Below are 24,095 nucleotides of genomic sequence, written 5' to 3' on the forward strand. Positions count from 1 at the left end.
ATACATTTGCACCCGAATACAAGAGGAAAAATTTGAACTGATTGCAACCTCTTCATAATGAAACGAATTCATTATGAATGCTGAAAATTTTTCAGTAGAAAAAATGCTAAAGCAGAAACTCTTCTTTAGTCTTTTTCAGCAATTATTTTTTCTCGCTTAATTTTAAACTAATAATTATTATGGCCTATTTATTTACGTCAGAATCTGTAAGCGAAGGACATCCAGACAAAATTGCAGATCAAATTTCGGATGCGTTAATCGATAACTTTTTAGCATTTGATGCTGACTCAAAAGTAGCTTGCGAAACTTTAGTAACTACTGGTCAAGTAATTTTGGCTGGTGAAGTAAAATCTAACACCTATTTAGACGTACAACAAATCGCTCGTGACGTAATCAAGAAAATTGGTTACACAAAAAGCGAATACATGTTTGAAGCCAATTCTTGTGGAATCCTTTCTGCTATTCACGAACAATCTGCTGACATCAATCAAGGGGTTGACAGAAAAAATCCTGAAGAACAAGGAGCTGGTGACCAAGGAATGATGTTTGGTTATGCCACTAATGAAACAGAAAATTACATGCCATTGGCACTTGATTTATCACATAAATTATTGCAGGAATTAGCTATTTTAAGACGCGAAAACAACGAAATTACTTATTTACGTCCTGATGCAAAATCCCAAGTAACTTTAGAATATAGTGATGATAATAAGCCAACTCGTATTGATGCTGTTGTAATCTCAACACAACACGATGATTTTGACGAAGAAGCTACAATGTTAGCAAAAATCAAAAAAGACATCGTTGAAATTTTGATTCCAAGGATTATTGCTAAAAATCCTGCGCATGCTCATTTATTCAATGATTCAATCCAATACCATATTAATCCAACAGGGAAATTCGTAATTGGAGGACCACACGGAGATACTGGACTTACAGGAAGAAAAATTATTGTGGACACTTACGGTGGAAAAGGAGCTCATGGTGGTGGTGCATTCTCTGGAAAAGACCCAAGTAAAGTAGACAGAAGTGCTGCTTATGCAACCCGTCATATCGCTAAAAACTTAGTTGCGGCAGGTGTTGCTGACGAGATTTTAGTACAGGTTTCTTACGCCATTGGTGTTGCAAAACCAATGGGTATTTTTATCGATACGTACGGAACATCAAAAGTGAATTTGACCAATGGCGAAATTGCCAAGAAAGTAGAAGCAATTTTTGATATGCGTCCTTACTTTATCGAGCAACGTTTGAAATTAAGAAATCCTATTTACAGTGAAACTGCAGCTTACGGACATATGGGTCGTACACCAGAAACGGTAACTAAAACTTTTTCTGCTCCAGGAGGAAACGTAAAAACCGTTACTGTTGAATTATTTACTTGGGAAAAATTAGATTTTGTTGACCAAGTTAAAACAGCTTTCGGATTGTAATTATCTGAAATTATTAATACCTAGAAAACCATTCGACACGTGCGAATGGTTTTTTGGGTTTATGAACTTTTTCGAATCAGGTAACATCAATCTTTTTTTTTATAATTTGCTTACATTATGAAAAACCTTATTATAGTATTTTTTTTGGCCTTGTCCTCAGCTGCATATAGCCAAAAACTATTTGCTTCGAAGATAAATCAGGTAACTATTGATGCTGATCAATTTTTAGGATACGATCAATTTGGATATTATTACACTGTTAAGAACAATGTTTTTTCTAAAATAAAAGATAACGAAACTTTAGAATATAAAAATATTTCTTTGGGCAAAATCACGAAAGTAGATCTACTGAATCCATTAAAAATTGTTTTGTTTTACGAAAATTTCAATACCGTTATCTTACTTGACAATCAACTGAATGAAACTCAAAAAATAAATTTTTCAGAAAACATAATCCCAATACTTGTGAACGCTATAGGAATAGCTTCTCAAAACCAATTGTGGGTTTACAACAGTTTGAATCAGCAAATTGGACTTTATGATTATTTAAAAAATGACTATAAAATAATTTCCACTTCATTCCCGGAAAGCATAAAATACTATCAATCAAATTTCAATGCTTTTTATTGGATAGATGATAAAAACAATTGGTTCTCCTGTGACATTTTTGGAAAAATAACAAAGAAGGGAAAAATATCCGATTTTGATTCGATAGAAATCATCAACGACTATCAATTTATCATTTCCAAGAACTCCATTCTTACTATTGAAGACATTGTAAAGAATCAAAAATTCGAAATTGAAATTTTAGAAAAAACGTTTAAAAAATTCAACTACAAAGACCAAATTTTATCTATTTTTACATCAGAAGGAATTACAAATTATAAAATCACAATACCGTAATGCACATAGCAGTAGCAGGAAACATTGGTTCAGGAAAAACAACTTTAACACGATTATTGGCTAAACATTTTAAGTGGGAACCCCATTTTGAGGATGTAGTTGACAATCCATATCTGGATGATTTCTATCATCAAATGGAGCGTTGGTCTTTTAATCTACAAATTTATTTCTTGAATAGTCGTTTTCGCCAAATAATGCAAATTCGGGAGAGTGGTAAAAAAATCATTCAGGACAGAACGATTTATGAAGATGCACATATTTTTGCTCCCAATCTATACTCTATGGGTTTAATGACAAATCGTGATTTTCAAAACTATTCTTCTCTTTTCGAATTAATGGAATCAACTGTTAAAGCTCCCGATTTATTAATTTATTTGAGAAGCTCTATCCCAAATCTTGTTGGGCAAATTCACAAACGTGGTCGTGAATACGAATCTACCATTTCTATTGATTATTTAAGCCGATTGAATGAGCGTTATGAAGCCTGGATTCACACTTACGATAGAGGTAAATTATTAATTATTGATGTTGATAATATTAACTTTGTTGACAATCCTGAAGATTTAGGACACATTTTTAATCGTATCGATGCGGAACTAAATGGGTTATTTTAGATCAACAAAACAATAAGACAAAAAAAATACTTCATAAATTGTGAGGTATTTTTTATTTTCAAACCTTTATAAATCAACACGTTAATATTAATACAAATTAAACTAATTTCTTTTCCTCCCTTAGTTTACCACATAAAAACATTAATCAACTGATTTTCCTGATTATTAATTTAAATCTAAAAATCATGAGACACACCAACTTAAAGAACAAAACTGTCTGTTTTCTATTTTTTATTGCACTTAGTCTGCAAAGTTGCGTTGTTTATCAAAAAGCGCCTGTAACTTTAGATGAGGCAGTAGTTCCAAATAGAAAAATTTTAGTTGTAAAAACGGACAATACTAAACTAAAGCTCATTGACATTGAAAAAATTGACGGCAATTATTACGGCTATATAAAGACTAAACATAAAATTGAAAAAAGACCGTTGACTGAAAGTGATTTAAAAACAATTCGTATTTTAGACCGAACAAAAACCACAATAGGAAATGTGGTCATTGTTGTAGGTCCATTAGGGATTGTTTTTTTAGTTGTCGCAGCTATAGAACTTTCTAATTGGGATACTACCGATTGGGGCACATTGAATCTTTAGAAAACACCTATTTGCACAACAATTCATCGTTTGATAAAAAGCAAAATGCCCTGTGAAAACAGGGCATTTTAACTATCAAATAATAAATTATTTTATTTCAAAGCATCGATTTTCGCCTGAACTTCTTTTTCAGTTCCCTCGAAAACTTGCGTATCCACTTTACCATTTATGGTGGTCGTTACTGTAGCCACAACCACACCATTGGTACTAGTTTTTTGAATTGAAACTTCTTTAGAAATCATATGAGTCGACATCGTTCCTGCATTCATATGTTCACAGGTTGGATTTGTACAGCCTTTTGCTTTACATTCTTCCGCTGACATTGAGGTGCATTTTCCTGAAGCCACGCAACAAGACGCTTTATTAGAAATAGTATGACTTCCGTTACCTAAAATTGGTGCAATTACAAGACCAATCAAACACGTCAATTTGATTAATATATTCATCGACGGCCCCGAAGTATCTTTGAATGGATCTCCAACCGTATCTCCAGTTACCGCAGCTTTATGCGCATCTGAACCTTTGTATGTCATTTCTCCATTTATCATAACTCCTGCTTCGAAAGATTTTTTAGCATTATCCCAAGCACCACCCGCATTGTTTTGGAAAACAGCCCAAAGTACACCAGACACAGTAACTCCAGCCATATATCCGCCTAACATTTCAGCAATTAACTGGTTGTTGTCTCCATAAACTAATTTACCAAGTAAAACGATTGCTATTGGGAAACCGATAGTCAAAATTCCCGGCAACATCATTTCGCGTAAAGCGGCTTTGGTTGAAATATCGACACATTTAGCATATTCCGGTTTTCCGGTTCCTTCCATAATTCCTGGAATTTCTCTAAACTGACGACGTACTTCATACACCATATCCATAGCTGCTTTTCCAACAGAATTCATCGCTAAAGCAGAGAAAACTACGGGTATCATTCCCCCAACAAATAACATCGCTAAAACAGGCGCTTTGAAAATATTGATTCCGTCTATTCCTGTAAACGTTACATACGCCGCAAATAAAGCCAATGAAGTCAATGCAGCCGAGGCGATCGCAAAACCTTTTCCGGTTGCAGCAGTTGTGTTTCCAACAGAATCCAAAATATCCGTTCTAGTACGCACTTCTTTTGGTAATTCACTCATTTCAGCAATTCCTCCTGCGTTATCCGAAATGGGTCCAAAAGCATCGATTGCTAATTGCATCGCCGTTGTTGCCATCATCGCTGAAGCCGCTAAAGCCACCCCATAAAATCCTGCTAAAGCGTAAGAAATCCAAATGGCAGCAGCAAATAATAAAACAGTTGGAAATGTAGAAATCATTCCGGTGGCCAAACCTGCAATTACGTTTGTTCCGGCTCCAGTACTCGATTTTTGTACAATTGCCATTACTGGTTTAGTCCCTAATCCCGTGTAATATTCTGTAACAGATGAAATTGTAGCTCCAACCACTAATCCTACGATAGTCGCATAGAAAACTCTCATAGATGAGATATTTTGTATTCCTTCTCCAAAAAATTCCATTTTCATGGTTGGAGGCAACATATATTGAACTAAAAAGAAACAAGCAATTGCCGTTAAAGCTATAGAAACCCAGTTTCCAATATTTAATGCTTTTTGGACTTGTTTTTCTTTGGCATTAGTATCTGTAATTTTTACCAACATGGTTCCGATGATCGAAAATAATATTCCGAAACCAGCAATTGCCATTGGCAATAAAATAGGTCCGATTCCGCCAAAAGCATCCTCGATTTTTCCGCCCATATCTTTGATAACATAATTACCCAGCACCATGGCTGCCAAAACTGTCGCTACATAAGAACCAAATAAATCGGCACCCATTCCGGCAACGTCACCCACATTATCGCCCACATTATCCGCAATTGTAGCAGGATTACGAGGGTCATCTTCTGGAATTCCGGCTTCTACTTTACCCACTAAATCAGCACCAACATCGGCAGCTTTAGTGTAAATTCCACCGCCAACACGCGCAAACAAAGCGATAGATTCCGCTCCAAGAGAGAATCCTGCTAATGTTTCCAACACTTTGGTCATGTCTTCAGAAGAAGTCCATACGCCATTCATAAAAAAATGGAAAAAGAAAATAAAGAAAGAGGTTAAACCAAGAACGGCTAAACCAGCAACACCCAATCCCATTACTGTTCCACCACCAAAAGAAACTTTAAGGGCTTGTGGCAAACTGGTACGGGCGGCTTGCGTGGTTCTAACATTGGTTTTTGTCGCAATTTTCATTCCCATGTTTCCAGCCAAAGCCGAGAAAAATGCTCCGAAAACAAAAGCGACCACTATTAATATATGTGTTGTAGGAACTACAAATGACACTCCGGCCAAAACGATACTTGCTCCCAATACAAAGAAAGCCAATAACCTATATTCTGCTTTAAGGAACGCCAAGGCACCTTCGTAAATATAATCTGAAATCTCTTTCATTTTACCATCTCCAGCGTCTTGTTTTAACACCCAAGCTCTTTTGATCCACATGTACAGAAGTCCTACAATTGCCATAACTATTGGCAAGTAAATCATTATTGTATTCATAAATTTCTTTTGGTTTTTGGTTAGTATTGATAATGTTCCAAAACGAATTTAAACAAAAAAGCAATACTCCTAACGGAATATTGCTTTTTTTGTAAAAAATATAGGTGAAAATTATTTAATACTAAATAATCCTTCTGGTTTGTTTTCAATTTGATTAAAACGATCCGTACATTCTTTGATAATCGCTTTTGCTTCGCTCAAATCTCCCCAACCTTCTACATCCACTTGTTTGTTTTCAAGGTCTTTGTATACTTGGAAGAAATGCTCAATTTCTTTTAATAAGTGTGGATTGATATCTGACAAATCGTTTAATGAATTCCAAATTGGATCAGAAACCGGTACACAAATAATTTTCTCATCCGGTCCTTTATCATCTGCCATGTGGAAAACCCCAATTGGTTTCACTTCTATAACACATCCGGGAAAAGTTGGTTCATTTATCAATACCAAAACATCCAATGGATCTCCATCTAAAGCTAAAGTTTCCGGAATAAATCCATAATCAGCCGGATACATCATGGAAGAGAATAACATTCTATCAAAACGCATTCTTTTGATTTCGAAATCATATTCGTATTTATTTCTACTTCCTCTTGGAATTTCGATAAGAACATCGAAAGTGTTTATTTTGTCTGCAGTCATTTTAGTTTTCTTTTCTATATTTATGGCTGCAAAAATAAGTAAAGAATCCCTTTCAACAATGAAAAAATTAGGTTATCTGTGGATTAAATTGTAACAAACAGCACTTTAGTAAACCACCGTTCGATTTCTTTTGTTCAAATAATGATGCCACAAAAGATAGGTAGCCACGGAACGATGCGGACTCCATCTTATAGTATGGACTTCCATATCTTTTTTATTATGAATATCCAGTAATTCTTTTATTGTGTTTACGACCGCAATATCTCCCAACGGCAACAAATCTGGCTCTTGAAGACAAAACATTAAATAGATATCAATGGTCCAGTTTCCTATTCCTTTGATCTTAATGAGTTCTTCTCGAACTTGCTCCGCTGTTTTGGTTGGTAAACTTTCCAAATTAATATCTTTATTCAGTATTGCCGTTGACAACGCTTTGATATAAGACGTTTTTTGACGGCTTACGCCAAGATTCCTAAATTCTTCATCTGATAAATCAAGAAGTGCCACAGGGACAAAGTTCTTTTCTTTGGCCTTTAACTTTAAAAAAGTCGCTTTTGCTGAATCTATAGATACTTGTTGTTCTAAAATTAACAACACTAAAGTTTCAAATCCTTGGGGTCTTATGGGAATAGTTGGCATCCCATATTGTTCAATGATTGACTTGAAAATGATGTCTTTTTCTAAAAGATATTCAATAGCTTTTTGCATAATCTCATTTTTTTTAGCCCGGATGGAAACGGCATCCTTTTTATAAGGCGATTTTTCTTCGCCTTATAAAAAGATATAGTGCACAGCTGGAAATGGCTTCAAATAAAAAATAGTATAAACAGAATCTGAAACAAGTTCAGATTAAAAATAGAATCCAAACGATCCTTTTACTGAAAATTTTTGTGTATCCGGTGTATTCAAATAATTTCCTCTCCAAGCAAAATCGATACGAAATACCTTGAAGATATTACCAATTCCTGCACTGTATTCCCAATACACTTTTTCGGGTGCATTGTATATTAAACCAGAAGCGTTAATGGCTTTATTAGCATCCGAAATAGTTCCATAAACTCCTTTGACACCAATAATTTCTCTCCAATTGAGCTTTCGCATAAATGGAATTCTGGAAAAAATTCTTCCGTTGAAGTTATGGTTCCATTCTAAAGTTGCGTATTGATCGCTTACAAATTCATAAAAATTAAGATTGCTAAAAGTATTCTCAATTGTAAAATACGTTTGATTTCCAGGAATCACACTCATTAATCCCAAAGGAACTTTTCCAAAAGTTTTACCTAATTCCATAATTATATTCGTACGTCCTAATGGCCCAATAATGATAGGTTGCTTATAATACAATTGTACTTTTTCATATTGAAAATCGCTATCCAAAAGTCCTTTGAAACCGTGACTATAGTTAACAAAAAAGCGACTATAAGGACTGTCTACATTCTCTCTTTCTACTGCAAACCCTATGGTCTTTCTCTTAGGCGTGTATTCAATTTGTAAATTCACCTCTGATTGTTTCACATCACTTTTTGTTATTGTATGTGCCGCATCAGTGTAATAATCTAAACTAAAAGTCTTAGATGCCGATTGTAATGTTCGATACGAAAATCCGGTTTGAAAGGTTAGATTTTTAACCGGCTCTATTTCTACACTAATATTACTCAAATTTATATTAGTTAGTTTTCCATTGCTACCCGTTGAAAAAACAGATGACGAAGCAAAGCTTCTGCCCAAAACATCGCTTGTAGAAGTCAAACTTGCGCCTATCTGTTCCACATCTCGCCTGTTTCCTCCTGACAAAATAACTCTGTTTTTTTTATCGACCATCCACTTTCCAGAAAATCCATATTTAAATTTATCATCCTTAAAACCATAAGCAGTATACCCTTGTATTCGCCAAGCATCATTAGGACCAAAATAGGTTCTTCCTCCTGCTCTCAAACGAACGCCTTCTACTTCATTATAACCAAACGATGAAAAAATAGGACCATAATCAAAATGCCCAATGGGTAGATAACCGCTGCCAAGTATTTGGACTAAACTATATAATTGTTTAAATTTCTTTACTGTTTGCAAAGTATCCAGCATTTTATAAACGCCTAATTCATCTTTGCTCAAATTTTCAAATCGGTTTTCATGCCAATAATCGTCTGATTTATTATAGACGTCATTATCCATATAATTGACCTCATCTTTATAAAAAGCGACAGGTTTTTCTTTATTGAATTCATGGTTTCTATAAAAAGAGGTTCGCTTTCCATAGACTCCTCTTGACTTCTCTTTTTTATTTAATGCAAAATCTGACATCAGATAATCACGAGTCAACAAGAAAACAGAATCGTTCATCACTTCAAATTCTTGCTCTAGATAAATATCCTTAACCCAGTTAATATTAGCACTTTTTGTGACTGCCATATTAATTTTTTTGATCGCATAGGTAGAATCATTCACCCAAAAATCACCTTTGAAAGTCAATTCATTTTTTCGTCTTGGATAAAAAATAATATTGTAACACCATTTTTTATCAATGACTGCACTATCCTTTAAAACATAATTATAGACATCAATTCCTGTTTTAGACAGTGGGCTGGTGAAACTTTTATCAAAAAAAGTAAGATGATTGTCATAAATATTATAATCTGAATACAAGTCTTTTACAAAAGATAAAATTTGTTGATTCCCATTAAAACCAGAAGTTTTACTGGCTTTTATTTTCTCTTTTAGTTTCTTCAGTTTATTGTCTCCATACACATCATACAATGATTCATTGATAAAAATAGGCAAATACGTTTTTCCAGTAATCTTAGAAGTATCTACTTGCTTGAAAATAAATTCCATTCCTTTGAACAGCTTATTTTTCATAAAAGCACTATCAATGGTATTCATGTCAAACTCTATTTTTTCATACTTCTCCATTTGGTATTGAGCAAATAAATTTAATCCATTTTTACGCTTGTGCTCCCAAATTTTTCTAAGAATATCAAGTGCTGGATTGTTCTTTTTAGAAGTTTTACCCGTAAAAATGACAACTTCCTTTAAACTTTCGGCTTCGTTTAATTGAATTTTAAAATTGTAATTCACTGGTTTATTTAAAGTAATTTCTTTTTCAGAAAATCCTACCGATGAAATTATTATAGCTGTATAGGTTTTAGCTGATTCAATGTAAAAACGTCCGTCTTCATTAGAAACGACACCTTCATTGGAATCTTTAAAAACAACATTGGCAAATGGAATAGGCTGATTTGTTTTGTCCAAAACTATACCACTAACTTTAGTTTGCGCAAAAAGGAAGTTTGCGCTAATCAGCAAAAAAAACAGGCTAAATAAGAGAGGTTTTTTCATAATCATTCAAAAAAAAACTTCATCAAATAAACAATTGATGAAGTTTCAAATATAGGTATTTAGAAATCTAGATTATTCTATAATTCACTGTTGAATGTTAAATTTTCATTTAAAAATCAAATTCTTCAAAAATCTATTTTTTATACAATACTTTTTTAACTGCTTTTACAACATCACCAGCGTTTGGCAACCATTCTTTAAGCAATACAGGAGAGTAAGGTGCCGGAGTATCTGCTGTAGTGATACGTTGGATCGGTGCATCCAGAAAATCGAAAGCACGCTCTTGAACCAAATAAGTAATCTCAGAAGAAACACTTGCAAAAGGCCACGCTTCTTCAAGAATCACCAATCGGTTTGTTTTTTTCACAGAAGTCAAAATCGTTTCGAAATCCAAAGGACGAACCGTTCTTAAATCGATAATTTCACAGGAAATTCCTTCTTTTGCTAACTCATCGGCAGCGATATACGCTTCTTTGATGATTTTCCCAAAAGACACAATCGTTACGTCCGTTCCTTCACGTTTGATATCAGCAACACCAATTGGAATCGTATACTCACCATCTGGAACTTCCCCTTTGTCACCATACATTTGTTCTGATTCCATGAAAATCACAGGATCATTATCACGAATAGCTGATTTCAATAATCCTTTCGCATCATAAACATTAGATGGAACAACTACTTTAAGACCTGGAGTGTTAGCAAACCAGTTTTCAAGTGCTTGTGAGTGTGTCGCTCCTAATTGTCCTGCCGAAGCCGTTGGACCACGAAAAACGATAGGCACATTGAATTGTCCTCCAGTCATTTGACGCATTTTAGCAGCATTATTTATTATTTGATCAATCCCCACTAAACAGAAATTGAAAGTCATATATTCCACAATTGGTCTACACCCGTTCATTGCTGAACCTACTGCAATACCAGTAAAACCAAGTTCCGCAATCGGAGTATCGATAACTCTTTTTTCGCCAAATTCAGCAAGCATTCCTTTTGATGCTTTGTAGGCACCATTGTATTCTGCAACTTCTTCACCCATTAAGTATATGGACTCATCGCGACGCATTTCTTCACTCATAGCTTCGCAAATGGCCTCTCTAAATTGTATAGTTCTCATAGTTGTATGTTGTATGTGTGTAATTTTCGAAAAGCAAAAATAAATATTTTAAACCACTTAAAAGCATAAATCACTTTAAAATAATCAGGAGCTATTTCCGGCTATACGCTATATCTTCCTGTGGTTAAAGGAACCACAGGAAGGATACCGCTGCTATCCGGGCTACGAAATCGATGTAATATTGGGAATTTGCACATTTCAAGCAACTTCCCTCCTTAATTTAGACATTAAATAGAGAAGCTGAAAGCAACAATTTGATTGCTTTTTGTTTAATTTTTTTCATTAATTCATTCAAATCTATAAGCAACCTTTCTCTTATGAAAAAAAAATCCCACTTTTATTACAAAATTGCGAAATCGTAATAGTATCTAAAAATATTATGCGCGCATAGTAAATTATTCAAAATATTATTCTAATTTTGTAAAAGAAATTTAGAATAATAAAAAACATACTTATGAAAATATTAGTTTGCATCAGTCACGTTCCTGATACTACTTCAAAGATTAACTTCGTCAATGGTGATTCTGAATTCGACACTAATGGCGTACAATACGTAATCAATCCAAATGATGAATTTGGTTTGACACGTGCTATTTGGTTCCAAGAACAACAAGGCGCAACTGTTACAGTTGTCAATGTAGGAGGACCAGAAACCGAACCAACTTTAAGAAAAGCATTGGCAATAGGCGCAAACGAAGCCATTCGTGTAAACGCAACTCCTACAGACGGATTTTTTGTTGCCAAACAACTTGCCGAAGTAATTAAAAATGGCGCATACGATATTATCATAGCCGGAAAAGAATCGCTTGATTATAATGGCGGAATGGTTCCTGGAATGATTGCCGGAATTCTAGGTTATAACTTCCTAAATTCTTGCACAAGCCTTACTGTTGATGGAACTAATGTAAAAGCAGTTCGTGAGATTGATGGTGGAAAAGAAACAGTAAGCACTTCTTTACCTTTAATCATTGGTGGACAAAAAGGATTAGTGGAAGAAAAGGACTTGCGTATTCCAAACATGAGAGGAATTATGACTGCAAGGACTAAAGTATTGACCATACTGGAACCTGTTGAATCTCCAGTAAACACTAAAGCGGTGAAATTTGAAAAACCAGCGCCTAAATCAGCAGTGAAATTAATTTCACCTGACAATTTAGATGAATTAATCAATTTACTACACAACGAAGCAAAGGTGATTTAAGATTGAAGAATTCAGATTTAAGATTGCAGAACGCATTATTTAAATCTAAAATTCAACATTTGATTCACATCAAAAATCTAAAATCGTTAATCTAAAATCTAAAATTATTATGTCAATATTAATATATGCAGAATACGCAGAAGGAAAATTCAAGAAAGTAGCTTTCGAATTAGCTTCTTATGCAAAAAAAGTAGCCGAATCATTAGGAACAACTGTTACAGCCGTAACCGTAAACGCTGGTGATGTTTCCGAATTATCAAAATACGGAGTAGACAAAGTTTTAAAAGTAAACAATGATAAATTATCCGGGTTTACTGCAAAAGCGTATGCTGATGTCATCAAACAAGCTGCTCAAAAAGAAAGTGCTAAATTAATTTTGCTTTCATCTACAACAGACAGTATTTACCTTTCATCACTTGTGGCAGTAGCTCTGGAAGCTGGATTTGCTTCAAATGTGGTAGGTTTACCAGTAAGCACAGCTCCTTTTCAAGTAAAAAGAAATGCTTTTTCAAACAAAGCTTTCAATATCACTGAAATTGCGACTGATATAAAAGTACTTGGTCTTGCGAAAAACTCTTATGGAGTTTTTGAAAACGCATCCACTCTAACCGAAGAAAATTTCAATCCAACAATTGGAGATAATGATTTTGGCGTAAAAGTAGAATCCGTAGAAAAAGGTTCTGGAAAAGTTTCTATTGCCGATGCTGACATCGTAGTCTCAGGTGGACGTGGTTTGAAAGGACCTGAAAACTGGGGAATGATTGAAGAATTAGCTTCGGTACTTGGTGCTGCAACAGCTTGTTCAAAACCAGTTTCAGATTTAGGTTGGAGACCTCATAGTGAGCACGTAGGACAAACAGGAAAACCAGTTGCAACTAACTTGTATATTGCAATAGGAATTTCGGGAGCTATCCAGCACATTGCAGGGATCAACTCTTCTAAAGTAAAAGTAGTCATCAATAGCGACCCGGAAGCACCGTTCTTCAAAGTAGCTGATTACGGAATTGTAGGAGATGCTTTTGAAATTGTACCAAAATTGATTGAGAAATTTAAAGCTTTTAAAGCTCAGCACTCATAATTCAACAAATCTATATAAATTGCTACCTAAAAAATAAGATATTTGTATCTTTGCTTTTAGGTAGCATTTTTTTGTAAAAAAATGCTGCTGATTTTTATTAAAAAAACAAGTACAGCGTACTTTCCCATTTTCACAACTATGAGCTTAGTTAAATTATCTATAAAAGGAATTTCATATAGTCAAACCCAAAACGGAGCTTATGCTCTAATTTTGAATGAGGTTGATGGAGAAAGAAAACTACCTATAGTAATCGGAGCATTTGAAGCCCAATCTATCGCTATAGCTTTAGAAAAAGAGATCAAACCACCTCGCCCTTTGACACATGATTTATTCAAGAATTTTGCTGAGCGTTTCGATATCGTTGTAAAACAAGTCATTATCCATAAATTAGTTGATGGTGTTTTTTACTCCAGTATCATTTGTGAAAGAGATAAAATTGAAGAAATTATAGACGCAAGAACATCCGATGCAATTGCTTTGGCACTACGTTTTAATGCGCCAATTTTTACCTATAAAAACATCTTGGATAAAGCTGGAATTTATTTGAAGGCAAATCCGCTTGAAGCCAATAAAGATTCTCAAGAAATTGACGATGTCCTTTCTAATCCAGACACTTTTGGCCATGAAGAAGAAAGCAATAAATCTGGTGAAACCTATTCTAAACATAGTTTACAAGAATTGAACGAATTACTGGACCAAGCTGTATCGCATGAAGATTATGAAAAAGCCGCTAAAATTAGAGATGAAATTTCAAAAAGAGAATCGTAATTTGTTTAATTGTTAATCCAGCATCCGTTTCACGATTAAACTAAAACCGATTAACCGATTAATCCCCAAATAAAATGAAGCAATATTTAGATTTAGTGCAACACGTTATGGAAAACGGTTGCCAAAAAGGAGATCGTACCGGAACAGGAACTAAAAGTGTATTTGGTTATCAAATGCGTTTTGATTTAAGTGAAGGTTTCCCAATGGTTACCACCAAAAAACTACATCTAAAATCTATTATTTATGAATTGCTCTGGTTCCTCAAAGGAGACACTAACATTAAGTATCTTCAAGAAAACGGCGTAAAAATATGGGATGCTTGGGCTGATGCCAATGGGGATTTAGGCCCTGTTTATGGTCATCAGTGGCGCAACTGGAATAGCGAAGAAATAGATCAGATTACCGAACTAATTACGGAACTAAAAACCAATCCAAACAGCCGTAGAATGCTTGTTTCAGCTTGGAATCCTTCTGTACTTCCAGACACAAAAAAATCATTTGACGAAAATGTAGCCAATAACAAAGCGGCGTTACCGCCATGCCATGCTTTTTTTCAGTTCTATGTTTCCGACGGCAAATTATCCTGTCAATTATACCAAAGAAGCGCCGATATTTTCTTGGGCGTTCCTTTTAATATTGCTTCTTATGCATTATTGACCATGATGATTGCACAAGTTTGTGAATTAGAAATCGGTGAATTTATTCACACTTTTGGAGACGCACACATTTACAACAATCATTTTGAACAACTGGAATTACAATTATCACGCGAGCCAAGACCATTACCAAAAATGATTTTGAATCCAGCAATAAAAAATATATTCGATTTTGATTTTGACGATTTTACATTAGAAGGCTATGAGCCACATGCCCTAATAAAAGGAACTGTTGCAGTATAAAACAGCATCTGTTTAAAATTCAATTACCGATAAAACAAAATAAAAAATCCGCTTTACAGCGAATTTTTTAATACTAGTTTAGACAGATAAAACACCGTTTTCAGCACCAGCGAAGTCATTCCATATAAATGAATCTGCTTCAGGCTCATTAACAAACTCTCCATCAATTACATATTTAAACTCATAAGAGGCATCTTTATTCAAGTCGTATGTAGCTTTGAAAGTACCATTTTTCAATTTACTTAAAGCTCCTTCGGCTAAATTCCAGTTATTGAAATCACCAACCACAGACGCTGCTTTAGCTTGCTTTGCTTCTACCGAAAATGTAACTTTACAAACCGGTTTTGTTTTTACAAATTGTTTCTTTATTGACATAACTATTTCATTTTTAGAATTATGTGACAAAGAAAATAAATTCAATTGAAGTTTCGACAAAGCACATGAAGTTTTAGCATAAAGCTACAAACTATGTTAATTTTTAAACAAATTGCTAATTTAACAAGTTTATAATTTTATTTCCAAAATAAGAAAACGTTTTCTTACTAAATAATCCCGAATCAAAATTGTGCCTTTTCAAAATAAAATTTATCTTTATAAACAAAATTTAACCTATGGAAAAAGAACAACACCAACAATATGAGTATGCTAGAAGACGAATTAAGCAAAAAAAGAGGTTGTATTTCCATTTTGTTTTATTCCTTTTAGGAAGTTTTTTTTTATTTGTAGCCAATAAATTTTTTGGTATTGATGTAGAAGCTGATTGGTACATTTGGGGAATTACAATCTGGTTTTTTATATTCATATTACATTTTATAAAAGTTTACATTACAGACCGTTTTATGAATAAAAATTGGGAAAGAGAACAAATAGATAGACTTGTAACTTTACAGCAAAAAAAAATAACTCAATTACAAACAAAGATTAACGAAGAATCCTCTACATAAAATTTAAAGAACTATGATAGTAATGATTGCGGCAGTTGCCGAAAATAATGCTCTTGGAAAAAATAATGAATTAGTTTGGCATCTTCCTAATGATTTCAAAAGATTCAAAACACTGACATCAGGACATCATATCATAATGGGACGCAAAACATTTGAAAGTTTCCCTAAACCACTACCAAACAGAATCCACATTGTTATTTCAAGACAAGAAGGATACCAACCGGAAGGCTGTATTGTAGTTCATAGTATGCAAAAGGCATTAGAAATTTGCCCTATAAATGAAACATCATACATTATAGGAGGCGGAGAAATTTATAACTTGGGCCTTACTTTTACAGATAAAATTGAAATCACGAGAGTTCATCATAATTTTGAAGCTGACGCTTTTTTTCCTGAAATTAATCTTGATGAATGGGAAATCATAGCATCTGAATTTAATCAAAAAGATGAAAAGCATCTTTACGATTATACATATCAAACTTTTTCCAGAAAATAAAAAACATCCCATATGGGATGTTTTTTTTTAATCAATGATAAGAGAATGACCTATTCTTGAAACAGTATTTGATAACATAAAATAAAAATCACAAACACTAATAATACTCCAGAAATGAAGATAATAGTATTTGATGATTTTTGAGAATACATCTCAAAAAAGCCTTTAATACCAAATACCACGAAGGTACTAAAGACAAAGAAAATTAAAATTTCCAAAAACAAATTTAATCCTAAGAACGTATGTTGCGCTTTAAATACAATACTACTTTGTAAAATAGTACTTTCAACACAGCTTACAAGAACAAATGATAAAGTTAACGCAAGAAACAACCATTTGATTTGGGTCATTGAATCCCTTTTAATCATTGAAAAAATAATTTAAAAATATTAATTCAAAATTGAACAATTAAAAACGTTGATACAATACCCACTTTTAGTGATATTTTGAATTTATAGCTTTTTTCCAAAAAGAGTACTCTTTATCTTATTATAAATAAAGTTTCGACCTAATACTCAAACCCATTTTTAGTTTGTGTAGTTTGTATTATATTTGTGGAAATTAAAAAAATGTCAAAAAATATAACACCCTATAAAGATTCCACTTTAGGCAAGAAGGAACAAGTTGCAAAAATGTTTGACACCATATCTGGAAATTATGACAATCTTAATCGTGTCATTTCTTTTGGTATAGATATTAAATGGCGTAAAAAAGTTTTAGGAATTGTTGCTAAATCTAATCCAAAAATAATTCTGGATATCGCAACTGGCACAGGAGATTTAGCTATTCTATTAGCACAAACTAATGCTGAAAAAATCATCGGGTTAGATATTTCTGCTGGTATGCTTGAAGTAGGTGTAAAAAAAATTGCATCTAAAAATTTATCTAATATTATTGAGATGCTTTTGGCAGACTCTGAGAATATGCCTTTTGAAGACAATTATTTTGACGCCATAACAGTCGCTTTTGGAGTTAGAAACTTTGAAACGCTTGAAAAAGGTTTGGCAGAAATTTTAAGAGTTTTAAAGCCAAACGGTGTCTTTGTAATTCTGGAAACCTCTGTTCCTGAAAAAACACCTTATAAACAAGGCTATAATTTTTACAGCAAAAACATCCTTCCTATTATAGGCAAATTATTTTCTAAAGATAATGTTGCTTATGGCTATTTATCCGAATCCTCAGCAGCATTTCCTTATGGAGAAAAACTGAACAATATTTTGAGAAAAATTGGGTTTATAGATGTTATAGCAATGCCACAAACATTTGGCGTAGCCACCATTTATTCTGCTTCTAAAAAATAAGATGAAAAAAATAGTTGTTTTAATTTTATTAACCTTCACTCTGAACGGATTCTCACAGTTTACTAAAAGTATGTTTAGTAAGGATCCGATTATTAACTTGGAAAATTTTCAAAATAAAAGACTTTATTTTGGATATTATCTAGGTTTCAATTCTTTTGATTTTAAAATTGACTATAAAACAGTTGGCCCTGATATTCAGGTAAAAAAAACAACAGGTTTCAATGTTGGAATTGTAGGTGATTTAAAACTTCATGAATACATTAACTTGCGATTTGAGCCAGGATTATACTACACAAAAAGAGATTTATACTATCCTGGTTTTACAAAAAAAATAGACGAGCTAAGAGAAGTAAACAGTACTTATATTCATTTCCCTTTACTATTGAAATTCTCTTCACTTAGAACCGGTAATGTACGTCCATATATTGAAGGAGGATTATCGACAACTTTAAATTTATCGAGCAATTCAAAATCTATAGACGATAATTTAGAACAACGTTTTAGAGTAAAACCTTGGACAACAAATTACGAATTAGGTTTTGGAATTGATTTATTTTCAGAATATTTTATATTCTCCCCTTCTATAAGAGGTGTCTTTGGCCTTAAAGATGAATTAATTAGAGACAAAGATCCAAATAGTCCTTGGACAAGTAATATCGAATCAATAAAGTCACGAGCCGTTTTTATCAATTTCACCTTCCATTAAAAAACAGTTATTACGCTTTATTTTATAGCGAATTTCTTCTAAACTCACTAAGAATAATAGCCGTTGCAGTAGCAACATTCAAACTTTCCGTTTTTTGAATTTCTCCAAAACGAGGAATCGTAAGTCTGTTTTGAACTAGTCTTTCAATTTCTGATGAAATGCCATTAGCTTCATTTCCCATAATAATTATTCCTTCCTGCGGCAAAGTCGTTTTATAAATATTCTCTCCATCCATAAAAGCACCAAAAACTGGTAATTTAGTTTGTAAAATAAAAGCATTTAAGTCAACGTAAGAAACATTCACCCTTGCAATGGAGCCCATTGTAGCCTGCACCACTTTTGGATTATAAATATCAACGGTTTCCTTTGAGCATACTAATTGATGAATCCCAAACCAGTCGCATAATCGCAATATGGTTCCTAGATTTCCGGGATCACGAATGCTATCAAGAGCTAGAATCAATCCGGATTCAATCATTTCTTTTTCAATTGGCATCTTAAAAACTGCTAAACAAGAATTAGGCGAGGAAAGAGCACTTATTTTTTTTAAATCACCGTCATCAATCAACGTCTTTTTTCCGTTTAAAACTTCTTCAAAATCGTTTTGTGTCGTATACAAATGATCCAGTTCAAAATTTGACTGTAATAATTCCTGAATTACTTTCACGCCTTCGGCAAAAAATAATTTATTGGTGAACCTATATTTTTTTTGCTGTAAACTCGTTATAAGTTTTATTTGGTTTTTACTAACCATAAAATAATGTACTTTTGAATTAAATATTTTATAACACTTGAAAAAGATTTCTACAAAAATAGCAGCATTTATTCTAATTGCAATATTTATATGTGCATGTAACGCTGTAAAAAGAGTTCCAGAGGGCAAACATTTACTTACTAAAAATGAAATTTCAGTAAATAACAAAGCCACAAAAGAAGAAATCATCTTCAATCAATTGTATCAAAAACCAAATAGCACCTTTCTAGGGTATCGTTTGCGATTGAATTTATACAATTTAGCCAATCTAAATCCAGACTCTACCTATCAAGCAAAGTTTACCAATAATCCCGAAAAATATGAAAGGCAATCAAGATTGCTTTCAGCAAAACAAGTAGACAGACTTGGAAAATCTTTTTTTTACCACGGCATTCATGATTTCCTAAAAAAAACAGGGGAACCACCTATAATTATTGATAAAACTAAAACTGACAAATCGATATTACGATTGAAGTATTATTACTTTAATAATGGATTTTTCAATGTTAAAGCTACCTATACCATAGATACTTTAAAAACAAAGAAGGCTAAAATAAAATATGCAATAACTACACTTGAGCCATATTTATTGGATTCATTAAGAACTTCCATTTCGACTCCTGTATTGGATTCAATGTACGAAGCTACCAAAAATAAAACCCTTATTAAATCTGGAAACCAGTATAAAACATCTGATTTTGAAGATGAAAAAAACCGAATAACTACACACTTTAGAAACAACGGAGTTTATTATTTCCAACCTAATTACATCTCTTTTGACTTGGACACGATTAAAAAAGTCAATAAAGCAAATGTAAATTTAGTCATCAATAATTATTCGTATCAACAACAAGACTCCAGTAAAACGGAACCTTTCAAAATGTACAAAATAAGTGATGTAAATATATATACTGATTATTCCCCTAATGGCAATAACAGACAAATCACTGATAGCATCACCTACAACAACTTTAATTTGTATGGTTACGAAAAAATAAGATATAAACCTCGGGCAATAACGAATGCCATTTTCATTACAAAAGGAACATTGTTTGCTGATTCTAAAACTGTTTTAACTACTCGCTATTTGAATAATTTGAAAATTTTCAATTATCCGTCTATACAATACGAAATAGACAAAAGAGACTCAACTGCACATTCTTTAATTGCAAAAGTATACCTGACACCACGAAAAAAATACAGTTTCGGTACCACGTTTGATGTGACACATTCTAATATCCAAGATATTGGTATTGGGTTAAGCGCTTCAGAAACCATACGAAACGTATTTAATGGCGCTGAAACGTTAGAAATAGCTGCTCGTGGAAATATAGGATCTTCTAAAGATTTAGCAAATCCTAATAATAACTTTTTTAATGTTTCAGAATACGGAGTAGATTTAAAATTAAATTTTCCAAGAATTTTCATCCCTTTTGGAACTGAAAAAATCATTCCAAAAAGCATGATTCCTTCGACCCTTATTACTGTTGGTTTTGCAAAACAAAGGAATATCGGTTTGGATAAAGAGAATTTTACCGGAGCGTTATCCTATAATTGGACTCCAAAGAAAAATAATACAGCTCGTTTTGATTTATTCAATGCACAATTTGTGCGCAATCTAAATCCACAAAATTATTTCAATGTGTATAGATCATCCTATAATGCTTTGAATGCTATAGGAAAAGTATACAATACAAACTCATCATATTATAATAATTCCAAAGATAAAGATTTAATAATCGAAGACGGGACATTAGGATTCACTAATGATGTTTTGACTGGAAACACTTCATTGGTCCCAACTGATAAAAATTATGAAAACGTAAAAAGTATTGAAGAACGAAGAGTTAGACTTACCGAGAATGATTTTATCCTGGCTACAAGTTATAGTTTTTCCAAAACCACTAAAACTGACTTACTGGATAATAATTTTTATCTCTTTAGAACAAAAATTGAATCTGCCGGAACTTTATTATCCTTACTTTCGAAAGCAACAAATTTGCCTAAAAATTCAGATAACAATTATCAAATATTTAATTTAGAATACTCCGAATATATAAAAACGGAGTTCGATTATATTAAACATTGGGATCTGACAAAAGAAAAAGTATTTGCCGTTAGAACTTTCTTTGGGATAGCCATACCGTTTGGTAATTCAAATAACGTTCCATTTTCAAGAAGTTATTTTTCAGGTGGTTCTAATGACAACAGAGCATGGCAACCCTATAGCCTTGGTCCCGGAAGCAGCGGTGCTTCAAATGATTTTAATGAAGCAAACATGAAAATTGCCTTTAGCGGTGAATTTAGATTTAAAGTATTAGGCAGTTTAAAAGGAGCTCTTTTTGCAGATGCAGGAAACATATGGAATGTACTCGACAATGTGACTGATGAAAAATCAACTTTTAAAAATTTAAAAAATTTAAAAGATATAGCAATTGGCTCTGGATTTGGGTTGCGATACGATTTAAGTTTTTTTGTAATTCGGTTTGATTTAGGGTTTAAAACCTATAATCCAGCCAATGAAACTAACAAACGATGGTTCCAAGAATACAATTTTGGACACTCTGTTTTAAATTTTGGTATAAATTATCCGTTCTAATGCTAATTAATTCTTATTTTTGCAAACTAAAAACTAAAAAATAACTAAAAGAATTACAATGGCACACAACATAAAACCAGGCGTAGCTACAGGAGATCAGGTTCAGGAAATTTTTAACTATGCTAAAGAGAAAGGATTTGCATTACCGGCAGTAAATGTTACGGGATCAAATACCATCAATGGTGTTCTTGAAACTGCAGCTAAATTAAACGCACCAGTTATCATCCAATTTTCTAATGGAGGAGCACAATTCAACGCTGGAAAAGGACTTTCCAATGCAGGTGAAAAAGCAGCTATCGCTGGTGGAATTGCTGGAGCATTACATATTCACACTTTGGCGGAAGCTTACGGAGCAACTGTAATCTTACATACTGACCATTGTGCAAAAAAATTATTACCTTGGATTGATGGTTTATTAGACGCTTCAGAAGCACATTTTGCTAAAACTGGAAAACCATTATTCTCTTCTCACATGATTGATTTATCTGAAGAGCCTATCGAAGAAAACATCGAAATTTGCAAAGGTTATTTAGAAAGAATGAGCAAAATGGGAATGACATTGGAAATCGAACTTGGAATTACAGGTGGTGAAGAAGATGGTGTTGACAACTCTGATGTTGATAGCTCAAAATTATATACGCAACCAGAAGAAGTTGCTTACGCATACGAAGAACTTTCAAAAGTAAGTCCAAGATTTACAATTGCTGCAGCTTTTGGTAACGTTCACGGTGTTTACAAACCCGGAAATGTAAAATTGACTCCAAAAATCTTAAAAAATTCTCAAGATTTCGTACAAAACAAATTCAACACAGGATCTAATCCAGTAGATTTCGTTTTCCATGGTGGTTCAGGTTCTACATTGGAAGAAATCAGAGAAGGTATTAGCTACGGTGTAATAAAAATGAATATTGACACTGACTTGCAATTTGCATTTACTGAAGGTATTCGTGATTATATGGTGAAAAATATTGACTATTTGAAAACTCAAATTGGAAATCCAGAAGGTTCTGATGCTCCAAACAAAAAATATTACGACCCAAGAAAATGGTTACGTGAAAGTGAAGTTACTTTCAACACAAGACTTGAGCAAGCATTTGCTGACTTAAACAATGTGAATACACTATAATAAAATTAAGTTTAAAGTTTTTGAATCCCGATGTAACCATCGGGATTTGAAATCTAAACCAGAAACTACAGGAACGGATTACTGAACACTGAACACTAGAAAAATGGCTTGGTTTAAAAGAAAAGAAAAAGGGATTACTACTGCTACCGAAGACAAGATGGATATCCCAAAAGGGCTTTGGTACAAATCTCCAACTGGAAAAATTATTGATGCCGATGAACTAGCTCGTAACTTATTTGTAAGTCCCGAGGATGGTTTTCATGTTAGAATTGGAAGTGCAGAATATTTTCAAATTTTATTTGACAACAATGAATTTGTTGAATTAGATAAAAACATGACTTCTAAAGACCCTTTGCATTTTGTTGACACAAAAAAATATGCAGATCGATTAAAAGATGTTATGGAAAAAACCAAACTTAAAGATGCAGTGCGCACTGGAGTTGGAAAATCTAAAGGAAAAGAATTAGTAATTTGCTGTATGGACTTTGCCTTTATTGGTGGTTCTATGGGAGCAGTTGTGGGAGAAAAAATAGCAAGAGGAATCGATCACGCTATTCAAAACAAATTACCATTTGTGATGATTTCTAAATCTGGTGGAGCAAGAATGATGGAAGCAGCTTATTCTTTGATGCAGCTAGCTAAAACATCTGTTAAACTGGCTCAACTTGCTGAAGCAAAATTGCCTTACATTTCGTTATGTACAGATCCAACAACAGGAGGAACAACTGCTTCTTATGCTATGCTAGGAGATATTAATATTTCTGAACCAGGTGCATTAATTGGATTTGCAGGACCAAGAGTAGTAAGAGACACAACCGGTAAAGATTTACCAGAAGGCTTTCAAACCGCTGAATTTGTTCTTGAACATGGTTTCTTAGACTTTATAACACCTAGAAAAGAATTGAAAGACAAGATTAACTTGTACATTGATTTGATTCAAAACAATAATATCAGATAAACGAAAATCCCGAGCAATCGGGATTTTTTATACTTTAAATTTCATCTTTTTAAGATTCAAACAAAAAGGCTTTCAAATAATTTT

22 protein-coding genes are annotated in these 24,095 nt (G+C 33.3%); 15 read left to right on the plus strand and 7 right to left on the minus strand.

Features of this window, described 5'->3' with window-relative positions:
• Nucleotides 1-179 precede the first annotated feature (179 nt).
• The 4 genes from metK to ACM55I_RS04815 all read left to right on the plus strand — a co-directional run bounded on the left by metK (nucleotide 180) and on the right by ACM55I_RS04815 (nucleotide 3,537).
• A complete protein-coding gene (gene metK / locus ACM55I_RS04800; RefSeq protein ID WP_416845637.1) occupies nucleotides 180-1,430 on the plus strand; it encodes a methionine adenosyltransferase in 1,251 nt (416 codons plus the stop codon).
• A 117-nt stretch (nucleotides 1,431-1,547) separates the two neighbouring features.
• Nucleotides 1,548-2,333, plus strand: coding sequence for a hypothetical protein (locus ACM55I_RS04805; RefSeq protein ID WP_416845638.1), 786 nt, complete (start codon nucleotides 1,548-1,550; stop codon nucleotides 2,331-2,333).
• The gene (locus ACM55I_RS04810) at nucleotides 2,333-2,947 is read left to right on the plus strand and encodes a deoxynucleoside kinase (protein WP_039110805.1); all 615 of its coding nucleotides are present in this window, start codon (nucleotides 2,333-2,335) and stop codon (nucleotides 2,945-2,947) included. Before ACM55I_RS04805 ends, ACM55I_RS04810 begins: the two co-directional genes overlap by 1 nt.
• 185 nt (nucleotides 2,948-3,132) lie before the next feature.
• Entirely contained in the window at nucleotides 3,133-3,537 is a 405-nt protein-coding gene (locus ACM55I_RS04815) for a hypothetical protein (protein ID WP_416845639.1), read from the plus strand.
• A gap of 92 nt (nucleotides 3,538-3,629) precedes the next feature.
• Here the strand turns inward: ACM55I_RS04815 and ACM55I_RS04820 are convergent, their stop codons facing one another.
• The 5 genes from ACM55I_RS04820 to ACM55I_RS04840 form a co-directional block, all read right to left on the minus strand.
• A complete protein-coding gene (locus ACM55I_RS04820; RefSeq protein WP_416845640.1) occupies nucleotides 3,630-6,089 on the minus strand; it encodes a sodium-translocating pyrophosphatase in 2,460 nt (819 codons plus the stop codon).
• A 111-nt stretch (nucleotides 6,090-6,200) separates the two neighbouring features.
• Nucleotides 6,201-6,731 (minus strand): inorganic diphosphatase, encoded by a 531-nt coding sequence (locus ACM55I_RS04825; protein WP_416845641.1) that lies wholly within the window; start codon nucleotides 6,729-6,731, stop codon nucleotides 6,201-6,203.
• 105 nt (nucleotides 6,732-6,836) lie between these two features.
• A complete protein-coding gene (locus ACM55I_RS04830) occupies nucleotides 6,837-7,439 on the minus strand; it encodes a DNA-3-methyladenine glycosylase family protein (RefSeq protein WP_416845642.1) in 603 nt (200 codons plus the stop codon).
• Between the two features lie 141 nt (nucleotides 7,440-7,580).
• Nucleotides 7,581-10,067 (minus strand): DUF5686 and carboxypeptidase-like regulatory domain-containing protein, encoded by a 2,487-nt coding sequence (locus tag ACM55I_RS04835; RefSeq protein ID WP_416845644.1) that lies wholly within the window; start codon nucleotides 10,065-10,067, stop codon nucleotides 7,581-7,583.
• 133 nt (nucleotides 10,068-10,200) lie between these two features.
• Nucleotides 10,201-11,181 carry a pyruvate dehydrogenase complex E1 component subunit beta gene (locus ACM55I_RS04840; RefSeq protein WP_039110800.1) on the minus strand — a complete coding sequence of 327 codons (981 nt, stop codon included), beginning with the start codon at nucleotides 11,179-11,181 and terminating at the stop codon, nucleotides 10,201-10,203.
• Nucleotides 11,182-11,635: 454 nt separating this feature from the next.
• On the opposite strand from ACM55I_RS04840, the gene ACM55I_RS04845 reads away from it, so the two are divergent.
• The 4 genes from ACM55I_RS04845 (at nucleotide 11,636) to ACM55I_RS04860 (ending at nucleotide 15,127) form a co-directional block, all read left to right on the plus strand.
• Nucleotides 11,636-12,382: an electron transfer flavoprotein subunit beta/FixA family protein gene (locus tag ACM55I_RS04845; protein WP_416845645.1), complete on the plus strand. Its 747-nt coding sequence runs from the start codon at nucleotides 11,636-11,638 to the stop codon at nucleotides 12,380-12,382.
• A 109-nt stretch (nucleotides 12,383-12,491) separates the two neighbouring features.
• Complete coding sequence (locus ACM55I_RS04850; RefSeq protein ID WP_416845646.1) at nucleotides 12,492-13,460, plus strand: electron transfer flavoprotein subunit alpha/FixB family protein; 969 nt, start codon at nucleotides 12,492-12,494, stop codon at nucleotides 13,458-13,460.
• A gap of 138 nt (nucleotides 13,461-13,598) precedes the next feature.
• Nucleotides 13,599-14,228 (plus strand): bifunctional nuclease domain-containing protein, encoded by a 630-nt coding sequence (locus ACM55I_RS04855; protein WP_416845647.1) that lies wholly within the window; start codon nucleotides 13,599-13,601, stop codon nucleotides 14,226-14,228.
• A gap of 74 nt (nucleotides 14,229-14,302) precedes the next feature.
• The gene (locus ACM55I_RS04860) at nucleotides 14,303-15,127 is read left to right on the plus strand and encodes a thymidylate synthase (protein WP_416845648.1); all 825 of its coding nucleotides are present in this window, start codon (nucleotides 14,303-14,305) and stop codon (nucleotides 15,125-15,127) included.
• Nucleotides 15,128-15,205: 78 nt separating this feature from the next.
• Here ACM55I_RS04860 and ACM55I_RS04865 read toward each other — a convergent pair whose 3' ends face one another.
• Nucleotides 15,206-15,502 (minus strand): isoamylase early set domain-containing protein, encoded by a 297-nt coding sequence (locus tag ACM55I_RS04865; RefSeq protein WP_416845649.1) that lies wholly within the window; start codon nucleotides 15,500-15,502, stop codon nucleotides 15,206-15,208.
• Between the two features lie 236 nt (nucleotides 15,503-15,738).
• Between ACM55I_RS04865 and ACM55I_RS04870 the strand changes: the two genes are divergently transcribed.
• The 4 genes from ACM55I_RS04870 to porT all read left to right on the plus strand — a co-directional run bounded on the left by ACM55I_RS04870 (nucleotide 15,739) and on the right by porT (nucleotide 18,574).
• Entirely contained in the window at nucleotides 15,739-16,071 is a 333-nt protein-coding gene (locus ACM55I_RS04870) for a 2TM domain-containing protein (protein ID WP_416845650.1), read from the plus strand.
• Nucleotides 16,072-16,084: 13 nt separating this feature from the next.
• Nucleotides 16,085-16,567: a dihydrofolate reductase gene (locus tag ACM55I_RS04875; RefSeq protein ID WP_416845651.1), complete on the plus strand. Its 483-nt coding sequence runs from the start codon at nucleotides 16,085-16,087 to the stop codon at nucleotides 16,565-16,567.
• Between the two features lie 569 nt (nucleotides 16,568-17,136).
• A complete protein-coding gene (gene ubiE, locus ACM55I_RS04880; protein ID WP_416845652.1) occupies nucleotides 17,137-17,868 on the plus strand; it encodes a bifunctional demethylmenaquinone methyltransferase/2-methoxy-6-polyprenyl-1,4-benzoquinol methylase UbiE in 732 nt (243 codons plus the stop codon).
• A 1-nt stretch (nucleotide 17,869) separates the two neighbouring features.
• The gene (gene porT / locus ACM55I_RS04885) at nucleotides 17,870-18,574 is read left to right on the plus strand and encodes a type IX secretion/gliding motility protein PorT/SprT (protein ID WP_416845653.1); all 705 of its coding nucleotides are present in this window, start codon (nucleotides 17,870-17,872) and stop codon (nucleotides 18,572-18,574) included.
• 22 nt (nucleotides 18,575-18,596) lie between these two features.
• Here the strand turns inward: porT and ACM55I_RS04890 are convergent, their stop codons facing one another.
• Nucleotides 18,597-19,328 carry a TrmH family RNA methyltransferase gene (locus ACM55I_RS04890; protein ID WP_416845654.1) on the minus strand — a complete coding sequence of 244 codons (732 nt, stop codon included), beginning with the start codon at nucleotides 19,326-19,328 and terminating at the stop codon, nucleotides 18,597-18,599.
• Nucleotides 19,329-19,365: 37 nt separating this feature from the next.
• Here ACM55I_RS04890 and tamL point away from each other — a divergent pair, with 37 nt between their 5' ends.
• From tamL to accD, 3 genes are all read left to right on the plus strand, one after another.
• Entirely contained in the window at nucleotides 19,366-21,927 is a 2,562-nt protein-coding gene (gene tamL / locus ACM55I_RS04895; RefSeq protein WP_416845655.1) for a translocation and assembly module lipoprotein TamL, read from the plus strand.
• A 58-nt stretch (nucleotides 21,928-21,985) separates the two neighbouring features.
• Complete coding sequence (gene fbaA, locus ACM55I_RS04900) at nucleotides 21,986-23,053, plus strand: class II fructose-bisphosphate aldolase (protein ID WP_039110789.1); 1,068 nt, start codon at nucleotides 21,986-21,988, stop codon at nucleotides 23,051-23,053.
• A gap of 103 nt (nucleotides 23,054-23,156) precedes the next feature.
• Nucleotides 23,157-24,011 (plus strand): acetyl-CoA carboxylase, carboxyltransferase subunit beta, encoded by an 855-nt coding sequence (gene accD, locus ACM55I_RS04905; RefSeq protein ID WP_039110788.1) that lies wholly within the window; start codon nucleotides 23,157-23,159, stop codon nucleotides 24,009-24,011.
• Nucleotides 24,012-24,095: the final 84 nt, after the last annotated feature.

The sequence above is a fragment of the Flavobacterium algoris genome, assembly GCF_048158525.1.
In the GTDB taxonomy this organism is placed as follows: domain Bacteria; phylum Bacteroidota; class Bacteroidia; order Flavobacteriales; family Flavobacteriaceae; genus Flavobacterium; species Flavobacterium algoris.